The sequence below is a fragment of the Clavibacter michiganensis subsp. insidiosus genome (assembly GCF_002240565.1).
GTDB lineage: Bacteria > Actinomycetota > Actinomycetes > Actinomycetales > Microbacteriaceae > Clavibacter > Clavibacter insidiosus.
Window position 1 is genome coordinate 3,131,995 of record NZ_MZMO01000001.1, and the last position, 18,125, is coordinate 3,150,119.

Annotated in this window: 19 protein-coding genes; 12 read left to right on the forward strand and 7 right to left on the reverse strand. The window is 73.4% G+C overall.

All coding sequences use genetic code 11. From position 1 onward, the window contains the following. Window positions 1–32: 32 nt before the first annotated feature. The 5 genes from B5P21_RS15140 to B5P21_RS15160 are packed head-to-tail and all read right to left on the reverse strand — an operon-like array spanning window position 33 to window position 5,080. A complete protein-coding gene (locus B5P21_RS15140) occupies window positions 33–797 on the reverse strand; it encodes a glucosamine-6-phosphate deaminase (protein WP_080939253.1) in 765 nt (254 codons plus the stop codon). After that, window positions 794–1,723 (reverse strand): carbohydrate ABC transporter permease, encoded by a 930-nt coding sequence (locus B5P21_RS15145; RefSeq protein WP_045526406.1) that lies wholly within the window; start codon window positions 1,721–1,723, stop codon window positions 794–796. The genes B5P21_RS15140 and B5P21_RS15145 overlap by 4 nt, the downstream gene beginning before the upstream one ends. After that, window positions 1,720–2,718 carry a carbohydrate ABC transporter permease gene (locus B5P21_RS15150; RefSeq protein WP_045526405.1) on the reverse strand — a complete coding sequence of 333 codons (999 nt, stop codon included), beginning with the start codon at window positions 2,716–2,718 and terminating at the stop codon, window positions 1,720–1,722. Before B5P21_RS15150 ends, B5P21_RS15145 begins: the two co-directional genes overlap by 4 nt. Next, on the reverse strand, window positions 2,715–4,001 hold the full coding sequence (locus B5P21_RS15155; RefSeq protein WP_045526403.1) for an ABC transporter substrate-binding protein: 1,287 nt from the start codon (window positions 3,999–4,001) through the stop codon (window positions 2,715–2,717). Before B5P21_RS15155 ends, B5P21_RS15150 begins: the two co-directional genes overlap by 4 nt. A 56-nt stretch (window positions 4,002–4,057) precedes the next feature. After that, window positions 4,058–5,080 (reverse strand): carbohydrate kinase family protein, encoded by a 1,023-nt coding sequence (locus B5P21_RS15160; RefSeq protein ID WP_094171345.1) that lies wholly within the window; start codon window positions 5,078–5,080, stop codon window positions 4,058–4,060. A gap of 207 nt (window positions 5,081–5,287) precedes the next feature. Between B5P21_RS15160 and B5P21_RS15165 the strand changes: the two genes are divergently transcribed. The 3 genes from B5P21_RS15165 (at window position 5,288) to B5P21_RS15175 (ending at window position 10,624) form a co-directional block, all read left to right on the forward strand. Continuing rightward, the gene (locus tag B5P21_RS15165) at window positions 5,288–6,034 is read left to right on the forward strand and encodes a DeoR/GlpR family DNA-binding transcription regulator (protein WP_045526400.1); all 747 of its coding nucleotides are present in this window, start codon (window positions 5,288–5,290) and stop codon (window positions 6,032–6,034) included. Beyond that, window positions 6,031–7,374 (forward strand): 6-phospho-beta-glucosidase, encoded by a 1,344-nt coding sequence (locus B5P21_RS15170; RefSeq protein WP_045526398.1) that lies wholly within the window; start codon window positions 6,031–6,033, stop codon window positions 7,372–7,374. The genes B5P21_RS15165 and B5P21_RS15170 overlap by 4 nt, the downstream gene beginning before the upstream one ends. A 64-nt stretch (window positions 7,375–7,438) precedes the next feature. Continuing rightward, on the forward strand, window positions 7,439–10,624 hold the full coding sequence (locus tag B5P21_RS15175; protein ID WP_094171346.1) for an alpha-mannosidase: 3,186 nt from the start codon (window positions 7,439–7,441) through the stop codon (window positions 10,622–10,624). A gap of 75 nt (window positions 10,625–10,699) precedes the next feature. Here the strand turns inward: B5P21_RS15175 and B5P21_RS15180 are convergent, their stop codons facing one another. Beyond that, the gene (locus B5P21_RS15180) at window positions 10,700–11,137 is read right to left on the reverse strand and encodes a hypothetical protein (protein WP_236688757.1); all 438 of its coding nucleotides are present in this window, start codon (window positions 11,135–11,137) and stop codon (window positions 10,700–10,702) included. Window positions 11,138–11,342: 205 nt separating this feature from the next. Between B5P21_RS15180 and B5P21_RS15185 the strand changes: the two genes are divergently transcribed. Then, on the forward strand, window positions 11,343–11,885 hold the full coding sequence (locus B5P21_RS15185; RefSeq protein ID WP_045526393.1) for a hypothetical protein: 543 nt from the start codon (window positions 11,343–11,345) through the stop codon (window positions 11,883–11,885). A gap of 60 nt (window positions 11,886–11,945) precedes the next feature. On the opposite strand, the gene B5P21_RS15190 is transcribed toward B5P21_RS15185, so the two are convergent. Beyond that, window positions 11,946–12,674, reverse strand: a complete 729-nt coding sequence (locus B5P21_RS15190) for an SDR family oxidoreductase (RefSeq protein WP_094171347.1) — start codon at window positions 12,672–12,674, stop codon at window positions 11,946–11,948. A gap of 60 nt (window positions 12,675–12,734) precedes the next feature. On the opposite strand from B5P21_RS15190, the gene B5P21_RS15195 reads away from it, so the two are divergent. From B5P21_RS15195 to B5P21_RS15230, 8 genes are all read left to right on the forward strand, one after another. Continuing rightward, the gene (locus B5P21_RS15195) at window positions 12,735–13,241 is read left to right on the forward strand and encodes a TetR/AcrR family transcriptional regulator (protein ID WP_201775082.1); all 507 of its coding nucleotides are present in this window, start codon (window positions 12,735–12,737) and stop codon (window positions 13,239–13,241) included. 128 nt (window positions 13,242–13,369) lie between these two features. Continuing rightward, entirely contained in the window at window positions 13,370–14,311 is a 942-nt protein-coding gene (locus B5P21_RS15200; RefSeq protein ID WP_045526389.1) for a ferritin-like domain-containing protein, read from the forward strand. 171 nt (window positions 14,312–14,482) lie between these two features. After that, window positions 14,483–15,664: a helix-turn-helix transcriptional regulator gene (locus B5P21_RS15205; RefSeq protein WP_045526387.1), complete on the forward strand. Its 1,182-nt coding sequence runs from the start codon at window positions 14,483–14,485 to the stop codon at window positions 15,662–15,664. Between the two features lie 206 nt (window positions 15,665–15,870). Further along, window positions 15,871–16,308, forward strand: coding sequence for an Asp23/Gls24 family envelope stress response protein (locus tag B5P21_RS15210; RefSeq protein WP_045526385.1), 438 nt, complete (start codon window positions 15,871–15,873; stop codon window positions 16,306–16,308). After that, entirely contained in the window at window positions 16,305–16,493 is a 189-nt protein-coding gene (locus B5P21_RS15215; protein WP_015489105.1) for a DUF2273 domain-containing protein, read from the forward strand. Before B5P21_RS15210 ends, B5P21_RS15215 begins: the two co-directional genes overlap by 4 nt. After that, the gene (locus B5P21_RS15220) at window positions 16,490–16,864 is read left to right on the forward strand and encodes a hypothetical protein (protein ID WP_045526383.1); all 375 of its coding nucleotides are present in this window, start codon (window positions 16,490–16,492) and stop codon (window positions 16,862–16,864) included. Before B5P21_RS15215 ends, B5P21_RS15220 begins: the two co-directional genes overlap by 4 nt. Continuing rightward, on the forward strand, window positions 16,861–17,439 hold the full coding sequence (locus B5P21_RS15225; RefSeq protein WP_045526382.1) for a hypothetical protein: 579 nt from the start codon (window positions 16,861–16,863) through the stop codon (window positions 17,437–17,439). Before B5P21_RS15220 ends, B5P21_RS15225 begins: the two co-directional genes overlap by 4 nt. Beyond that, complete coding sequence (locus B5P21_RS15230; protein ID WP_045526380.1) at window positions 17,436–18,041, forward strand: hypothetical protein; 606 nt, start codon at window positions 17,436–17,438, stop codon at window positions 18,039–18,041. Before B5P21_RS15225 ends, B5P21_RS15230 begins: the two co-directional genes overlap by 4 nt. Window positions 18,042–18,125 lie beyond the last annotated feature (84 nt).

Sequence of the window (18,125 nt, forward strand, 5' to 3'; positions counted from 1 at the left end):
CGGCGGATGCGGCGGCGGCCGGGCGGTCCCGGTCAGGCGAGCGTCGCGAGCCCGGCGAGCGCGGCCCGGTCGGCGACGACGGTCACGCGCGGGTGCCGCTGCAGGATCGAGGCGGGCACCTCCTCCGTGACGGGTCCGGAGAGCGCCGCGGCGAGCGCGTCGGCCTTGCGGGCACCCGAGGCGACGAGCAGGATCCGCCCGGCCGACATGATCGTCGCGATCCCCTGCGTGATGGCATGCGTCGGCACGCGCGCGGGATCCCCGCCGAAGTACCGCGCGTTGTCCCGCCGCGTGCCCTCCGCGAGGCGCACCACGCGGCTGACCCCGTCCGACGGCGAGCCCGGCTCGTTGAAGCCGAGGTGCCCGTTGGCGCCGATGCCCACGATCTGCAGGCCCGCGCCGCCGACCCGCCGGATCCGCCGCTCGTGCTCGTCCGCCGCTTCGCGCGGGTCGGCCGCGGCACCGTCGGGCACGATCACGCGCGCGCTCGGCACGCCGAGCGGCTCGGCGATGCGCGCGAGGACGAACGCGAGGTACGACTGCGGGTGCCCGGCCGGGAGCCCCACGTACTCGTCGAGCGCCACGAGGGAGAGCCCGTCGGTGACGAGGCCGCGCTCCCGGTGCCGCCGGGCGAGCTCGGCGTAGAGCGGCTCGGGGCTGGATCCCGTCGCGACGCCGAGCACGCCCGCCGGGTCCTCGCCGAGGAACGCCTGCACGACGTCGGCCGCGGCGGCCCCGAGTGCGTCCGGGTCGCCGACGGCCTGGATCCGCGGCGCGCGTGTCGAGGCGGCCGTCACTTCAGCGCGCCCTTCGCGATGTCGCCGATGAACTGCTTGGCGCCGACGAGGAACACCACGATGAGCGGGATCACCGCGAGCAGGGCGCCCGCCATGACCATGCCGTAGTCCTTGCCGTGGGCGCTGTTCAGCTGGCTCATCGCGACCTGCAGCGTCAGCGTGCCCGGGTCGTTGAGCACGATGAGCGGCCAGAGGTAGTCGTTCCACGCGGCGATGAAGGTGAAGATCCCGAGGAACCCGAGGCCCGGCCGGATGAGCGGCAGGCACACCGTGAGGTACTGCCGGAAGAACCCGGCGCCGTCGATGCGGGCCGCGTCGATGAGCTCGTCGGGCACGCTCGAGATGATGAACTGCCGCAGCCAGAAGATGCCGAAGGCGTTCGCCGCCGTCGGCACGATGAGCGCCTGCAGCTGACCCACCCAGCCGAGGTTGATCATCGTGATGAACTGCGGGAGCACCGACAGCTGCGCGGGCAGCATGAACGTCACCAGGAGCAGCGTGAAGAGCAGCCGCCGCCCGGGGAACTCGTACTTCGCGAAGGTGAAGGCCGCGATCGAGTCGAAGAACAGCACGAGCACCGTCACGGAGACCGCGACGATCACCGTGTTCATGAGCGATCCGCCGAAGTCGATCGTGCGGAACACGGCCTGGATGTTGTCCCCCAGGTACGGCCCGGGCACGAGCACGGGCGGCGACTTGTAGATGTCGCTCGTCGTGTTGCTCGCCATGACGACGAGCCAGTAGAGCGGGAACAGGCTCACGATGGATCCCGCGAAGAGGATCCCGTGCAGGATCACCCGACCGGGCGGCAGCTGCCGGCGACCCGCGGGCCGGCCGGTGCGCTCCCCGTCGGACCGCGCGCGCTCGGAGGCCTGGTCCGCGATCCGGGCCGCGGCGGATCCCGCGGCGTGGACGGTCGTGCTCATGCGCGTTGCCTCTTCCTCGTGCCGGCCGCCCGCACGGGCTTCTCCTTCTTCTCCGACCCGAGCCGGAAGCTGATGATGGAGAAGATCACCACGAGCAGGAACACGCCCCACGCGATGGCGGCGCCGTAGCCGAAGCGGTTGTAGTTGAAGGCCTGCTGGTAGAAGTACAGGACGGTCGTGAGGCCGGCCTGGCCCGCGCCGCCCGAGTTCGGGTTCGTCGTGCTGGAGGAGGCCGTGAGCACCTGCGCCTCCGTGAAGCTCTGCAGTCCGGTGATGGTCGAGACCACGAGCACGAAGAGGATCGTCGGGCGCAGCAGCGGCAGCGTCACCGACCAGAAGGTGCGGATCGCGCCCGCGCCGTCGAGCTTCGCGGCCTCGTAGACCTCGGTGCCGATGGCCTGCATGCCCGCGAGGAAGATGATCGCGTTGTAGCCGGTCCACTGGTACGTGATGAGGATCGCGATGGTCACCTGGATCGCCCACGGCGTCGAGAGCCACGCCACGCCGTCGAGCCCGATCGCGCGGAGCCCCGCGTTCACGAGCCCGAAGCTGTCGCCGAAGATGGATCCGAAGAGCACCGCCATCGCGACCACGCTCGTGACGTTCGGCACGAAGTAGCTGATCTTGTAGAAGGTGCTGAGCCGCTTCGCCGAGTTGAGCATCGCCGCGACGACGACCGCGATCGCCATCATCGGGAACGTCGAGAGCGCGAAGATGATGAGCGTGTTCTTGATCGACAGCCAGAACGTGGCGTCGGCCGCGAGGGCCTGGAAGTTCGCCAGGCCCACCCACTTGGCCGTGCCGAGGCCGTTCCAGTCCTGGAACGAGAGCACGAGCGAGTAGAGCGCCGGGAACAGGCCGAAGATCGCGAACAGCACGAAGAACGGCGCGATGGCGACGTAGTACGGCCACGTGCGGCGGAGCCCGCGGGTGCCCGCGCCGGCCCGGGAGGGCGCGGGCGGGCGCCCTCCCGGGCGGACGGCGACGGGGATCACTGCTTCGCGGTCGTCAGGGCGGCCTCGCCGGCGGCGACGGCGTCGGTCCAGGCCTGGTCCGGGTCCTTGCCGAGCGACGTCACGTTCTGCAGCTCGGTGACGAACGCGGCCTGCACCTGGTTGTCGTAGGGGCTCGTGTAGGCGGTGGGCATCTCGGCGGCGGCGGCGGCGAAGATCCCGACGGTCGACTGGCCGCCGAAGAAGTCGTCGCCCTTCTGCAGCTCCGGGGAGTCGTAGGCGGCGGTGGCCGACGGGAAGATGCCCTTGTCGGCGTACGCGGTGACCTGGTTGTCCTCGCTGAGCACGTCCTTGATCACCGCGAACGCGGCCTGCGGGTCCTTCGTGCCGGACGGGATGGAGAGGAACGAGCCGCCGATGTTCGCGGGGCCGCCGGGCATGGGCGCCACGCGCCAGTCGCCCGAGGTGTCGGCCGTCGCGCTCTTGAGGTCGGCCTGGTACCAGGAGGCGCCGAGGAGCGCGGGGAGGGATCCGTTGCTGATGGCCGACGCCCAGTCCGGGCTGCCGTCGGTGACGTTCGCGGTGAGGCCGTCCTTGTACGCGAGCACCGCGCGATCCCACGCGGCCTTCACGGTGTCGCTGTCGCCCGTGTAGTTCCCGTCCTCGTCGACGAAGCGGGTGGTGCCCTGGCCGAGCGACTTGGTGAACACGTCGGACGCGTCCACGAAGATGGCGCCGCCGGTGGCCGCCTTCAGCTTCTTCCCGAACGCGAAGTAGTCGTCCCAGGTGGCGGTGGCCTTGGCCACGTCGGCGGGGTCGCTCGGCAGGCCGGCCTTCTGGAACACGTCCGCGCGGTAGTAGAGGGCGGTGGGGCCGATGTCGATGGGGAGGCCGATGAGCTGGCCGTCCTTCGTGGTCGCCTCCTTCAGCTTCCACGCCGGGTACTGGTCGACGACGTCCTTGGCGCCCAGCTTGTCGAGGTCCTCGAAGAGGCCGTCCTCGCTGAGGAAGTACGGCATGTCCTCGCCCTTGACGCCCGTGACGGACGGGAGGCCCGAGCGGCCCGTGAACGTGGTCACGAGCTTCTGCTTGAAGTCGCCGCCGATGGTGGAGACGTTGAGCGTCGTGCCGGGCACCTCGGCCGGCACCTTGTCGAGCACCGTCTGGCTGAGGCCGTCCGGCCAGATCCACAGGTCGAGCTGGCCGCCGGCCGAGGATCCCGACGACGACGAGCAGGAGGCGAGGACCGGCGCGAGGAGCGCCAGGGTCGCGACGCCGACGACGATGCGCCGGGCGCGGGAACGGCGGGCGGGGAGGAGGGACATGGTGGTTCTCGATTCGGTGGGGGTCGGGCGGGAGCGGGAGAGGGAGGGAGGGAGCGTCAGGCGAGGAGGTGCGCGGCGTCGGGGCCGGCGAGCGCGTCGGCGAGGTAGTCGTAGCGGCCGGGCTCGGCCGCGTCGGGGTGCGCGCGCAGCCAGGGCACGAGCTCGTCGAGCCGCGGGGCGCCGGACGCGCCGCCGGGGCGGGTGACCGTGATCCCCGCGACGAGGCAGGCGAAGTCGACGCGCTCGGTCAGCGTCCACGGCGCCCGGGCGGACGCGGCGAGCGAGGCGCCGAACACGTCGCCCGCGCCGGTCGCGTCGACGGCGCGGACCGCGAGCGGCGGGCGCACGACCTCCTCGCCGGTGCCTGCGTCGACGGCGACGACGCCGCGGGATCCGGACGTCACGACGCTCAGCGGCACGCGCGCGGCGAGCGCCCGGGCGGCATGCACGGCCGAGTCGGTGCCCGTGTAGGCGGAGGCCTCGAGCTCGTTGGGGACGAACGCGTGGCACTGGTCGAGCTGGTCGAGGATGGCCGGATCCCAGCGCTCGGACGGGTCCCAGCCCACGTCCGCGTAGACGTCGGTGCCCGCGGCGGCGGCCCGGCCGATCCACGCGCTGCGCTGCGGATCCAGGTGCACGAGCGCCGCGGCGGCGGCCGGCACCTCCCCTGGCACGAGCTCGTCGGATCCGAGCGGGCAGGGCACGCCGCCCGTGACGAGCGCGCGGTCGTCGTCGTAGCTCAGCGACGCGGTGACGGGCAGCGTCCAGGCGTCGAGGGTCACGAGGTGGTCGAGCGACACGCCCTCGGCGGCGAGCGCGGCGTGCACGAGGAGGGAGAACGGATCCGTGCCCACGGCCGCGGCTATGGCGGTCGGCACCCCGAGGCGGGCGCCGGCGACGGCGAAGTTCGCGATGCCGCCGGGGCCGTGCCCGAACGACGACGTCCAGATCTCGTGGCCCGGCCGCGGTCCGCCCGGCAGCGCGCCGAACACGACGTCCGCGAAGAGCTGGCCGACGACGAGCAGCCCGGCGGGTGCCTGGTCGGCGGGGCCCCGGAGGGCACGCGGGTCTGCGGGCACGGGGACCTCATTCCTTCGGGTGGGCCGCGACGCGGCCTCAGGCGGCGAGCGGTGCGGGTCCGCCGACGGCGACGCTGCCGGCGGGACGAGGTCGACGGGTGCCCGCCGACCGGTAGTGACGTTTCTAGCCCATGTGAGCACGTGGATGGAAGACCTTGTTCATTACGAGATTGTTTCTGACCGATCCTGCGCGGTAATGTTCACTTCATGAGAGACGCCCGAGAGTTCGTGATCCTCGACCGGTTGCGCGCCACCCGCAGCGCCACGGTCGCCGAGCTCGCCGAGGCGGCCGGCACGAGCGACGCGACCATCCGCCGCGACCTGGCCCGCCTCGACGAGCAGGGCGCGCTGCGGCGCACCCACGGCGGCGCGGTGCTCGTCGAGGTCGACGCGCCCTTCGCCGAGGTCGAGCAGGTCAACCGCGAGGCCAAGGAGCGCATCGCGCGGGCCGCGGCGGCGCAGATCCAGGACGGCCAGTCGGTCGTGCTCGACATCGGCACCACCACGCTGCATCTCGCCGAGCAGCTGCGCGGGCGGGCCGTCACCGTGATCACCGCGAACGTCGCCGCGTTCGACGTGCTGCGCGACGACCGGTCGGTGCGGCTCATCCTGCTGCCGGGCGACTGGGATCCGGTCTACCGCTCGGTGTCCGGCCCGCTCACCGCCGAGAGCCTGCGGATGCTGCACGCCGACCACGCGTTCGTGGGCGTGAGCGGCATCGCCGACAACGGCGACCTGCGCGACACGACGATGGCCCAGGTGCCCATCAAGCGCGCGATGGCCGAGATGAGCGACCGGGTCACGGTGCTCGCCGACTCCTCCAAGTTCCCGGGCACCGGCGCCGGCCGTGTCGCCCCGACCGCGTCGCTGACGCAGCTGATCACCGAGGCCGCCCCGCACGAGCGGGTGTCGCAGTGCCTCGCGGACAAGGGAGTGTCGGTGACCGTCGCATGAGGCTCACGATCCTGGGCGGGGGCGGCTTCCGCGTCCCGCTCGTCTACTCCGCGCTGCTCCGCGACCACGAGGCCGGCCGCGTCGACCACGTGGCCCTCTACGACACCGACGAGGTGCGCCTGACGGCCGTCGCGCGCGTGCTCGCCGAGCAGGCGGCGGCGTACGCGGACGCCCCGGTGATCACGCTGCACACCGACCTCGACGAGGCGCTCGCGGGTGCCGCGTTCGTGTTCTCGGCGATCCGCGTGGGCGGCATGGCCGGGCGCTCGTGCGACGAGCGGCTCGGCATGGCGCACGGCGTCATCGGGCAGGAGACCGTCGGCTACGGCGGCATCTCGTACGCGCTGCGCACGCTGCCGGTGGTCATGGACCTGGCCGAGCGGATCCGCGTGCAGGCCCCCGACGCCTGGGTCATCAACTTCACGAACCCGGCCGGCGTCGTCACCGAGTCCATGTCGCGCGTGCTCGGCGACCGCGTCATCGGGATCTGCGACTCCCCCATCGGCCTCGCCCGCCGCGTGCTCGGCGCCCTCGACGTGCAGGGCGACGACGTGGTCATCGACTACGCGGGCCTCAACCACCTCGGCTGGCTGCGCGGCCTGCGCGTCGACGGCCGCGACGTGCTGCCGGACCTCATGGCCCGCCCCGACCTCATCGGCACGTTCGAGGAGGGCCGGCTCTTCGGCGCCGAGTGGGTCACCGAGCTCGGCGCCGTGCCCAACGAGTACCTGCACTACTACTACTACCAGCGCGAGGTGCGGCACGCCGACCAGCTCGCCGCGCAGACCCGCGGCGCGTTCCTCGTGGAGCAGCAGGGCCGGTTCTACGAGCAGCTCGAGCACCGGCACGACGTGTCCGCGCTCGCGCTGTGGGAGCGCACGCGGCTCGACCGCGAGACCACCTACATGGCCACCAACCGGCAGTCGGCCGGCATGGGCGACCGCGACGAGGACGACCTCGTCTCGGGCGGCTACGAGGACGTCGCGATCGCGCTCATGCGCGGCATCGCCTACGACCAGAGCGCGCGGCTGATCCTCAACGTGCGCAACCGCGGCACCCTCGCGGCGCTGGACGCCGACGCCGTGGTCGAGGTGCCGTGCGTGGTCGACGCCTCGGGCGCGCATCCGGTCGCGGGCACGGAGCTGCCCGACTTCGGGGTGGGCCTCGTCACGAACGCGAAGTACGTGGAGCGGCAGACCATCGAGGCCGGCGTCGGCGGATCCCGCGCCGCGGCCGTCCGCGCGCTCGCGCACCACCCGCTCGTCGACTCCGTCACGGTCGCGCGCTCCCTGCTGGAGGACGCGATGCACGCGTTCCCGGCGCTCTCCTACCTCCGCTGACGCGCGGGCCGCACCCGCCGCGCCCCTCCGACTGCCTGCATCCCGACCTCCCGAAGGACTCCCCATGCACCAGAACCAGAAGCTCGTCCAGGAGCGGATCCTCCGCGCGCTGGACGAGCGGATCACCCCCGCGGTCTACTCCTCGAAGGCGCCCGTGACCCTCCGCGCATGGATGGCACCCGACGAGCCCGTGCCCGTCGCCGAGGCCATGCGGCAGGAGTACGCGCCCTTCGCGCTCGGCCAGCCGTGGGGCCGCGCGTGGTCCACGTGGTGGTTCGAGGTCACGGGCGAGGTGCCCGCCGAGTGGGCCGGCCGCACGGTCGAGCTGCTCCTCGACCCCGGCTTCATCGGCGACTGGCCGGGCAACCAGGCCGAGTGCCTCGTGCACACCATGGACGGGGTGCCGGTCAAGGGGATCCACCCGCGCAACACCTACGTGCGCCTCGCCGACGAGGCCGCGGGCGGCGAGCAGGTGCGCTTCCTCGTCGAGGCCGCGGGCAACCCGGACATCCTCGTCAACGAGTTCGTGCCCACCCCCTACGGCGACAAGGCGACCGCGCCCGCCGAGCCCCTCCACCGCTTCCGCCAGGCCGAGCTCGCCGTGTTCGAACCCGAGGTGTGGGCGCTGCGCTTCGACGTCGAGGTGCTGTACCAGCTGCTGATGGAGCTGCCCGAGACCGAGCCGCGCCGCCACGAGGTGCTGCGCGCGCTCGAGCGCGCGCTCGACGTGCTCGCGATGGACGACATGGTCGGCACCGCCGCCGCCGCCCGCGCCGAGCTCGCCGAGGTGCTCTCGCGCCCCGCCGTGCCGAGCGCGCACACGCTGAGCGGCGTCGGCCACGCCCACATCGACAGCGCGTGGCTCTGGCCCATCCGAGAGACGAAGCGCAAGACCGCGCGCACCTTCTCCAACGTGCTCCGGCTCGCCGAGCAGTACCCCGACTTCCGCTTCGCGTGCTCGCAGGCGCAGCAGTACGCGTGGGTGAAGGAGAACTACCCGACGGTGTTCGCGGGGATCAAGCAGGCCATCGCGGACGGTACCTGGTACCCGGTCGGATCCATGTGGATCGAGCCCGACGGCAACCTGCCGGGCGGCGAGGCGATGATCCGCCAGCTCACCCACGGCATGCGCTTCTTCCAGGAGGAGCTCGGCGTCGAGACCCACGGCGTGTGGCTGCCCGACTCGTTCGGCTACACGGCCTCGTTCCCGCAGATCGCGAAGCTCGCCGGCCTCGACTGGTTCCTCACGCAGAAGCTGTCCTGGAACCAGACCAACACGTTACCGCACCACACCTTCTTCTGGGAGGGGATCGACGGGTCGCGGATCTTCACGCACTTCCCGCCGATCGACACCTACAACTCCACGCTCGAGGCCGAGGAGACGCACCACGCCGTGCGGCAGTTCCGGGAGAAGGGCCGCGCGACCATGTCGCTCGCGCCCTTCGGCTACGGCGACGGCGGCGGCGGCCCCACGCGCGACATGATGGAGCGCCAGCGGCGCACGGCCGACCTCGAGGGGTCGCCGAAGGTCATCGTCGAGCACCCGGACGAGTTCTTCCGCAAGGCCGAGGCCGAGTACCCGGACGCGCCCGTGTGGGTCGGCGAGCTGTACCTCGAGCTGCACCGCGGCACGTTCACCTCGCACGCCCGCGAGAAGCGCGGCAACCGCCAGGCCGAGCACCGCCTCCGCGAGGCCGAGCTGTGGTGGACCATCGCGGCCGTCCGCACGGGCGCCGACTACCCGTACGCGGCGCTCGACCGGCTCTGGAAGCAGACGCTGCTGCAGCAGTTCCACGACATCCTCCCGGGCTCCTCCATCACGTGGGTGCACCGGGAGAACGAGGAGGACTACGCGCGCAGCCTCGCCGAGCTCGACGCGCTCGTGGCCGACGCGATCGCGCGGGTCACGGCGCAGGCGGTCGCGGACGGCGAGGGCGACGGATCCGGCGCGTTCGCGGTGAACTCGACCGGTCACGCGCGCACGGCGCTCGTGGAGGCGGCCGACGGATCCGCGCTCGCGCTCGTCGCGGTGCCCGGGAGCGGGATCGCGCCGCTCGTCGCGGTGGAGCCGGCCTCGCCCGTCGTCACGACGCGCGCCGACGGCGGCACCGTCCTCGACAACGGGCTGCTGCGCGTCGCGCTCGACGCGCGCGGCCTGATCACCTCGATCGTCGACCTGCGGCACGCCGACCGCGAGCTCGTGCCCGCCGGCCGCGCCGCGAACCTGCTGCAGCTGCACGAGGACATCCCCACCGCGTGGGACGCCTGGGACGTCGACGCGCACTACCGCGCGAGCCGCACCGACCTCGTCGACGCGGCCTCGGTCGAGCTCGTGGAGGACTCGCCGCTGCGGGCGACCGTCGAGGTCGTCCGGCAGTTCGGGCGCTCGCGCGTCGTGCAGCGGGTGTCGCTGCACGCCGACGACGCCCGGATCCACGCGACCGCCGACCTCGACTGGCTCGAGGACGAGAAGCTCCTCAAGGTGACCTTCCCGCTCACGATCCACGCGCAGCACCACAGCGCGGAGATCCAGTTCGGGCACGTCCGCCGCCCCACGCACACGAACACGTCGTGGGACGAGGCGCGCTTCGAGGTCATGGCGCACCGCTTCGTGCACGTGGAGGAGCCCGGCTACGGCGTGGCCCTCACCAACGCGGGCAGCTACGGGCACGACATCACGCGCACGGTGGGCACGACGGGCGAGGTCGAGACCGAGCTGCGGATCAGCCTGGTGCGGGCGGCGCGCTCCCCCGACCCCGTGCAGGACATCGGCCACCACCGGTTCGAGTACGCGCTCGTGCCGGGCGTCGGCATCGAGGGCGCGGTCGACGCGGGGCTCGAGCAGAACCTGCCCCTGCGCGTGGTGCGTCCCGGCGACGCGACGGATGCGGCGCCGGCCGTCGCGCCCGCACCCGCCTCCGCCGCCGAGGTCGTCCCGTCCTCGCTGCCCACCGCCGCCGGCCTCGTCTCCGTGCACGGCGGCACGGTGCGGATCGAGGCGCTGAAGCTCGCCGACGACGGCTCGGGCGACGTGATCGTGCGGCTCTACGAGTCCACGGGGGCGCGCGCCGCGACCCGGCTCGAGGCGCACCTCGCCACCGACCGCTTCACCGAGGTGGACGTGCTCGAGCGCCCGCTCGGCGCGGGCTTCCCGCGGTCGATCGCGTTCGAGCCCGAGGCCGACGGCCGCGGCGTGCGGCTCGTGCTGCGGGCGTTCCAGGTGATCACGGTGCGGATCCACCGGGCCTGACGCCCGACCCGCGCACGACGCGAGGGCGCGACCCGGCCGATGCCGGGTCGCGCCCTCGTCGTCGTCGCGGTCCCGCTAGTTGAGCGGCTTGCCGCCCGTGGTGAGCGGCTCGGCCGAGCTGGGCGTGAGCGCGAGGACGAGGCCCGAGAGGCCGATGCCGAAGAAGAGGAAGTCGTCGACGATCGTGAAGCCGGTGGGCGCGAGGCCGCCGAGCCGGGGATCGAAGAAGCTCAGCACGCCCATGAGCGTGTAGAGGCCGCCGAACGCCGCGAGCGTCGCGCGGATCGCGCCGGCGCCGAGCTGACGGGTGCCGGCGACGAGCAGCGCGACCGCGCTCAGCAGGTAGAGGGCGTCGAGGAAGAAGTCGACGTTGAGGACCCCCAGCATGTGCGACCCCTCGATGAAGAGCCCCACGAACCCGTGGCCGCCGAGCACCGCCGCGACCATCACCATCCACGCCTTGCCCATGGCATCCGTCCCCTCGTGTCGTCCGTCCCGCCGCACGGCGGGCACGCGACCAGCCAACCGGGCCGCAGGAGGCGCGCCAAGGGCACGGGGCTCGACTCCCAGGATCCCGGCACAGGACGGCGACGCCGGTCGATGGCGTGATCCTGGGCATCCGCCACCCGCTGACACACTGCTCGATCCCGGGCGTAGCGTCCAGCTCATAGACAGCGATCGCCCCGCGGGCGGTCTCGGACGACTCGGGAGAAGCACCATGTCAGAACGCAACACCGTCATCAGGAGCATGCACGACCTCGGCCTCGCGGCCTGGTTCGGCGGATCCCTCATGGGCGCCGTCGGCCTCAACGGTGCCGCCGCCAAGGCGAAGCAGCCGCAGGAGCGCCTGCGCCTGTCGTCCATCGGCTGGGCACGCTGGGCGCCCGTGCAGCTCGCCGCCCTCGGCGCGCACGCCATCGGCGGCCTCGGCCTGATCTACGCGAACAAGGGCCGCCTGGCGGCCCAGGGCGAGGCCCGCACCAACACGAAAGCCAAGGCCGTCCTCACCATCGGCGCGGCTGGCGTCACGCTGTACTCGGCGCTCGTCGGCACCAAGATGGCGAAGCACGCGGACGAGGGCGCAGCGGGCACGACCGAGCCCGGCGCCGGCAGCTCCGACGAGCTGGCCACGGCCCAGAAGCAGCAGAAGGCGCTGCAGTGGGCGATCCCCGCGCTCACCGCGGTGCTCGTGGTCCTCGCCGCCCAGCAGGGCGAACAGCAGCGCCCGGTCGCCGGCTGGATCGACCGCTTCAAGAGGTAGCCACGAGGCACGGACGACGGCGGGGTGCCTCCGGGCGCCCCGCCGTCGCGCTGTCCGTGGTCAGCGCCAGCCGCGGTCGGCGAAGCGCGGACCGACGACCTCGACATCGGATCCGGGCAGCAGCGCGCCCCTAGCGAACGCGCGGCCGAGCCGTCCGGGGATCGGCAGCGGCACGGGCCGCGCGCCCGGGTCCTCGAGCGCGCGGGTCATCTCCCACAGCGTGGTGACCTCGGGCCCCGCGACCTCCACGACCGGCCCCGGCCGCGCGCCGAGCGCGACGTCGGCCACGACTCCCGCGACCGCGTCGAGCGCCACCGGCTGGATCCGCATCCCGGGCACCAGCGCCACCGGCCCGAACCGCATGCGCTGCCGGTTCTGCCGCGCGAACTCGAACCACTGCGTCGAGCGGACGATGGCGAGGTCCGCTCCCGTGGCCCGCGCAGCCTCCTCCTGCGCCGTCTTGCCGGCGAAGTAGCCGTAGCCCTGCACCTCGGGGAGCGTGCGGCCGACGATGGAGAGCAGCACGTGCCGGGCACCCGACTCCCGCGCGGCGCCGCCGACGGCCCGGGTCGATCCCTCGAAGAAGCGCGTCGCCCGGCGGGCGCTCGTCGTGAAGAGGCCCGTGGCCTCGACGATCGCGTCGGCGCCCGCGAGCACCCGACGCGCGTCGTCGCGCAGCACGTCGAACCCCGTCGCGCGCGAGAGCAGCCGCGCCTCGCCGCCCCGCTCCTGGACCGCCCCGGCGATCGCCGCCCCCGAGTTCCCGCCGCCGACCACTGCCACCCGCATGCCCGCTCCATCCTCTACGCATGTAGAGGACACTGCGCTCGACGGGGAGGCGATGGCGGCATGGGACGACGCGACGATCTCGCCGACGCGGGCGTCCGGCTGGTCGCGCGGAGCGGCATCCGGTCCCTCACCCATCGCGCGGTGGACGTCGAGGCCGGCGTGCCCGCGGGATCCACGACGTACTACGCGCGCAGCCGGCGGGAGCTCACCGCGCTCGTCGTGGCGCGGATCACGCAGCAGCTCGAGGAGGACCTGCGCGACCTCGCCGTGCCCGCCGTCCTCGACGACGCGGCGGCGGTGGACGCGGCGCTCGCGATGCTCGGCCGGCTGGCCGCGCGCGCCGACGCGCAGGCCGTGCGCCTCGCGCTCCTGTCCGAGCTACGCGACGATCGGGACCTGCGTGCACGGCGAGGACCTCGTGGGCCTCGTCGACGCCCTCCTCCTCTACCGCGTGGCCGACGCGGCGCCGATCGACCCCGCGCGCGTGCTCGCCGCCTCCGTCGCCGGGCTCCCCCGCGCGTGACGGCGCGGCCCCCGGACGCGGGACCTGGATCCGCATACCGGTAGCCCGGGACCGGATCCCAGCGTCATCCGGGGGCTAAGGCATTGCGCACAAGTCGATTCGGGCGGATCGTGAGCACCGCGGATGCCCATGGACGAGCCATGCGCACCGCCGACCTCCTCGGAGCGTGCACATGTTCGACAAGAAGTTCATCAGCCAGGCCATCGACCGGAGCGCGCAATCGCCGCTCGACCGTCGCCGCTTCTTCAGCGCGGCGGGTGTCGCCGGCCTCGGCGTCGGCGCCGCGGCCCTCATCCCCGCCACCGGAGCGCAGGCGGCCGACGCGCAGGCCGAGGCCGACGCGGGCGCCGTCACGGACGCCGCCGTCCTCAACTTCGCGCTCAACCTCGAGTACCTGGAGGCCGAGTTCTACCTCCGCGCCGTGACCGGCAACGGCCTGGTACCCAACGACATCTCCGGCGTCGGCACCCTGGGCGCCGTGACGGGCGGCCGCGCGGTCCAGTTCCAGGACTACGCGATCCGCCAGTACGCGTACGAGATCGCGCAGGACGAGAAGGCGCACGTCAAGTTCCTCCGCGCCGCCCTCGGCTCCGCGCGGGTCGCGCGCCCGGCGATCAACCTGGACGCCGCGTTCACGGCCGCGGCCCGCGCCGCCGGCCTCATCAGCGGCACCCAGACCTTCGACGCGTTCGCCAACCAGGAGAACTTCCTGCTCGCCTCCTTCATCTTCGAGGACGTCGGAGTGACCGCGTACAAGGGCGCCGCGCCGCTCATCACCAACAAGACGTACCTCGAGGCGGCCGCCGGAATCCTCGCGGTCGAGGCGTACCACGCGGGCATCATCCGCTCGCAGCTGTTCGCCCGCGGCCTGGCGGCACCCGCCAACGCCATCTCGAACGCGCGCGACTCCCTCGACGGGTCCACGGACCTCGACCAGGGCATCACGGTCTCGGGCGGCGCCAACCTCGTGCCGACCGACGCGAACAGCATCGCGTTCAGCCGCACGACCGGCCAGGTCCTCAACATCGTGTACCTGAACAGCAAGGCCGTGAACCGCGGCGGGTTCTACCCGGCCGGCATCAACGGCAGCATCACCACGAGCGCCGCGAACTAGCGGCAGCGGGCAGGTCGGGGCGCCGCAGTGGCGTCCCGGCCGGACCCGGCCGGACCCGGTCGGCCCGGCGCCGGACGCGGATCCGCCCTCCTGGAGCGTGACGAACACGCCGCCCCGAACGTCCACTCCATGACACGCGATCGGATCCCGGTCGCGCAGGACGGAGGATCCATGAGCACCGCATCCGCGCCCGACGGGCGCCACCGCGCCGCGTCCCCCCTGCACGCGCTGCCCGCGCTCGACCCCGAGCGGGCCGGCGGAGCCGCGCTGCCGGGCACGACCCGGCTCGCACCCCGCACGCGCCCGCACGACGGCGACGCGACCGTCGACACCATCTCGCCGCACGAGGGAGGTGCCGTCTCCGACGGCCGGGCCGCGGATCTCGCCGACTGGGCCGCCGAGGCCCCGGCGCCCGCGCTGCGCCGCGGCCACATGGCCGGCACCGACCTCGACGAGGCCGTCGCGCGCTACACCGCCCTGTACCCGGGCACCGACTTCCGTGCCGCGAAGGGCCCGGGCGACTTCTCGTACCGGTACTCGTTCGTCGGCGACGAGAACGTGACGCTCCGCTCGTCGGTCTTCCCCGCCGAGCACTGGGGTCGGCTGCCCATGCTGCCCGACTACGTCGTCGCCTGGTGGCGCGAGGGATCCGGCGCCGTCGACGTCGGCTCGCACGAGGTGCGCTCGAACGGGAGCCGCCCGTTCCTCCTGCCGTCCGGCCGGTCGTTCAGCTTCCGCTCGGGGCCCGCGGTGCAGAACCTCGTGCACATCGACGCGGCCTTCCTCGAGGAGACCGCCGCCGAGCTGCACGAGGGCCGCTCGCGCCCGCTCGTCTTCGACCACACCCGTGCGCCGTCGCCCGAGCAGACCTCCGCCTGGCGGCGCGCGGTCGGCGAGGCGAGCCCCGTGCTGCAGGACGCCGCGTCGAGCCCGCTGCTGCGGATGCAGGTGGGCCTGCTCGTCGCGCGCGCCACCCTCCAGCTGTTCCCGTGGCACGACGTGCCGTTCAGCGCGGAGATGCGGGCGCCGCGCATGAGCGCCGTCCGCGCGGCCATCGAGTACCTGCACCACCACGCCGACCGGCCCATCACGCCGGCCGACGCGGCCCGCGCGGCGGGGATCAGCACGCGCGTGCTCCAGCTCGCCGTGCGGCGCCACGAGGACACGACCCCGAGCGCGCTGCTCCGCGGGATCCGGCTCGACCGCGTGCGCGCCGAGCTGCGCGACGCCTCGCCCACCACGACCACCGTGCGGGCGGTCGCCGAGCAGTGGGGCTTCGGCCACCTCGGACGGTTCGCCGCCTCCTACTCGGAGCGCTTCGGCGAGCTGCCGAGCGCGACCCTGCGCGGCTGACGGGTGTCGGGGCGGTGTCCGCTCCCTCCTCGATCGGTGTCCGGGAGGCGAAGCGGTGATCCTGGTCCCTGGGAGTCGCCTGAACCGCGTGCCGAACCACCCGGTGCATGCGTCTGAATGACGAAGCGGGATCGCGAGGCACCCTCCGATCCGCGCCACGCAGCTGCACCACCAGAACCGTCCGACCACCACGAGAGAGAGACACTATGTCGAGCATCACCCCCACGTCCGCGTCCACCGGCGTCACCGGCACCGGCACCACCGGCGGCAAGAACACCATCGCCGACGGCGTGATCGAGAAGGTCGCCGGCATCGCCGCCCGCCAGGTCCGCGGCGTGCACGACCTCGGCAACGGCGCGGCCCGTGCCGTCGGCGCGATCCGCAACGTCATCGGCCAGCAGGACCGCGGCCAGGGCATCTCCGTCGAGGTCGGCGAGACCCAGGTCGCCGTCGACGTCACGCTCATCGCCGAGTACCCGGTCGACCTGCAGCAGGTCGCCGACGACGTGCGCTCCGCCATCACCGACGCCATCGACCAGGTCGTCGGCATGGAGGTCACCGAGGTCAACGTCACGATCACCGACGTGAACCTCCCGTCCGACAAGTCGTCCGACGACGACGCGGCCGAGAAGCGCGTCCAGTGACCCCCACCGTCACGGGCCTCCTCGTCGGCGCGGTCCTCGCGCTCTCCGGGCTCGCCTTCGGCTTCGGCGGCTTCCTGCTCGTCCTGATCTTCATGGCCGTCGGCTTCGGCGTCGGCCGCGTCCTCGAGGGCAAGCTGGACGTCCGCGGCCTCGCCGACGCCCTCCGCGGGCGCCGGTCGTCGTGAGCTCCGCGATCGCGGCCCCCGGGACGCCCGGCACCGCGTCGCAGACGCCCCGTGGCCGCACCACGATCACGTCGCGCGCCGTTCGTCGCGTGGTCTCCGCCGTCACCGCGGACGCCCTCGAGGTGCCCGCGTCGGACGTCACCGTCACGCTGACGGACGCGGGCGGCAAGCTCACCGTCGAGGCGCGCACCCCCATCCGCGTCCCCGCGCTCTCGGACCGCCCGGTCCGCGAGGGGTCGCTGGTGGAGCGCCTCACCGCCGCGCAGACCGAGGTCCGCGAGCGCGTGCTCGGCCTCACGGGATCCACCGTGGGCCGGGTCGACCTCCGGATCACGGGCGCCCGCATCCAGGAACGCAGGAGGGTCTCATGAGCACCGACAGCACCTACCGCCGCCTCGTGCGGCGGGAGACGCACTCGTCGCGCGCCGGGATCGCCATCACGCTCGCCGTGCTGCTGATCCTCGTGCTCGCCTGGCTCGGCACCGAGGCGGTCCTCGCGGCCGTCGGCACCGCGCCGCTGCTGCTCGCGCCCGCCGACCTCGCGTCGGCGACGCTCGACGCCGCGTCGGCCCCGGCCGGGGCGCTCGTCGCCGTCGGCGTCGTGGTCGCGATCGTCGGGCTGATCCTGGTCATCGTCGGCCTCAAGCCCGGCAGCCGCGGCCGCCGCGGCGGGAGCGTGGGACGCACGGCGGCCGTCGTCGACGACCGCGTCATCGCCCGCTCCGTCGCCCTCACCGCCAGCTACGCGGGCGAGGTGTCGCCCGACCAGGTCGACGTCTCCGTCTCGAAGCGGCAGGTGCTCGTGCGGCTGACGCCCTCGTCGGGGTACACGCCGGACAAGGCCGCCATCGAGCAGGCCGTCCGCGCCGAGCTCGACGGCTACGACTACACGCCGGCGCTCACCCCCAAGGTGACGCTCGCGACGAACGGGAAGGTGGGCTCATGACCAGCACGAACAGGGCGCTGAACCGCCTCCTCGTCATCGTGGTCGGGCTCGTCCTGATCGCCGCGGGAGTCGCGCTCGGCGCGGGCAGCCTGCTGCCCGACGTGCAGTCCACGGTCTCCGGCGCGGCGTCCGACGCGAAGCAGCCGGTCTCCGACGCGCTCTCCGGCGGGCAGCCGTGGATCCTCTGGGTCGTCGCCCTCGTGGCGCTCGTCCTCATCGTGGTCCTCGCCTGGTTCGCGCTCCGCCAGGGGCACGGCCGCACCGGGACGCTCGTGCGCCTCGAGGGCGGTCGCGAGGCCGGGACGCCCACGGGCGGATCCGTCGTCATCGACGCGAAGGTCGCCGAGCAGCTGCTCGGGGACGCGCTGCGCGACGACTCCGCGATCGTCTCCGTCGACGTCACGGCGTTCGAGGTGGCGCACGCCACCACGCTGCGGGTCACCGCGGTCGCCCGTCGCGGCGTCTCGCCCATGGCGGTCCGCCGCACGGTCGACGAGGCCGTGACCCGGCTCGACGCCGTCCTCGGCACCGAGGTGCCGGTCGTCATCCAGATCACCGGCGGCCTCCGCTCGAGCATGTCGAGCGAGACCCGCCTGGCCTGATCCGCCCACGGCCGCCCCGGTCCGGATCCCCGCGATCCGAGCCGGGGCGGTCGTCTGCCCGCCCCCTGCACGCCCGCTCCCCTG

Bases quoted from the DNA above. Each gene is read 5' to 3' on its own strand.
- B5P21_RS15145 (WP_045526406.1), bottom strand. From the start codon at position 1,723: ATGAGCACGACCGTCCACGCCGCGGGATCCGCCGCGGCCCGGATCGCG.
- B5P21_RS15155 (WP_045526403.1), bottom strand. From the start codon at position 4,001: ATGTCCCTCCTCCCCGCCCGCCGTTCCCGCGCCCGGCGCATCGTCGTC.
- B5P21_RS15165 (WP_045526400.1), top strand. From the start codon at position 5,288: ATGAGAGACGCCCGAGAGTTCGTGATCCTCGACCGGTTGCGCGCCACC.
- B5P21_RS15170 (WP_045526398.1), top strand. From the start codon at position 6,031: ATGAGGCTCACGATCCTGGGCGGGGGCGGCTTCCGCGTCCCGCTCGTC.
- B5P21_RS15175 (WP_094171346.1), top strand. From the start codon at position 7,439: ATGCACCAGAACCAGAAGCTCGTCCAGGAGCGGATCCTCCGCGCGCTG.
- B5P21_RS15185 (WP_045526393.1), top strand. From the start codon at position 11,343: ATGTCAGAACGCAACACCGTCATCAGGAGCATGCACGACCTCGGCCTC.
- B5P21_RS15190 (WP_094171347.1), bottom strand. From the start codon at position 12,674: ATGCGGGTGGCAGTGGTCGGCGGCGGGAACTCGGGGGCGGCGATCGCC.
- B5P21_RS15195 (WP_201775082.1), top strand. From the start codon at position 12,735: ATGGGACGACGCGACGATCTCGCCGACGCGGGCGTCCGGCTGGTCGCG.
- B5P21_RS15200 (WP_045526389.1), top strand. From the start codon at position 13,370: ATGTTCGACAAGAAGTTCATCAGCCAGGCCATCGACCGGAGCGCGCAA.
- B5P21_RS15205 (WP_045526387.1), top strand. From the start codon at position 14,483: ATGAGCACCGCATCCGCGCCCGACGGGCGCCACCGCGCCGCGTCCCCC.
- B5P21_RS15210 (WP_045526385.1), top strand. From the start codon at position 15,871: ATGTCGAGCATCACCCCCACGTCCGCGTCCACCGGCGTCACCGGCACC.
- B5P21_RS15225 (WP_045526382.1), top strand. From the start codon at position 16,861: ATGAGCACCGACAGCACCTACCGCCGCCTCGTGCGGCGGGAGACGCAC.
- B5P21_RS15230 (WP_045526380.1), top strand. From the start codon at position 17,436: ATGACCAGCACGAACAGGGCGCTGAACCGCCTCCTCGTCATCGTGGTC.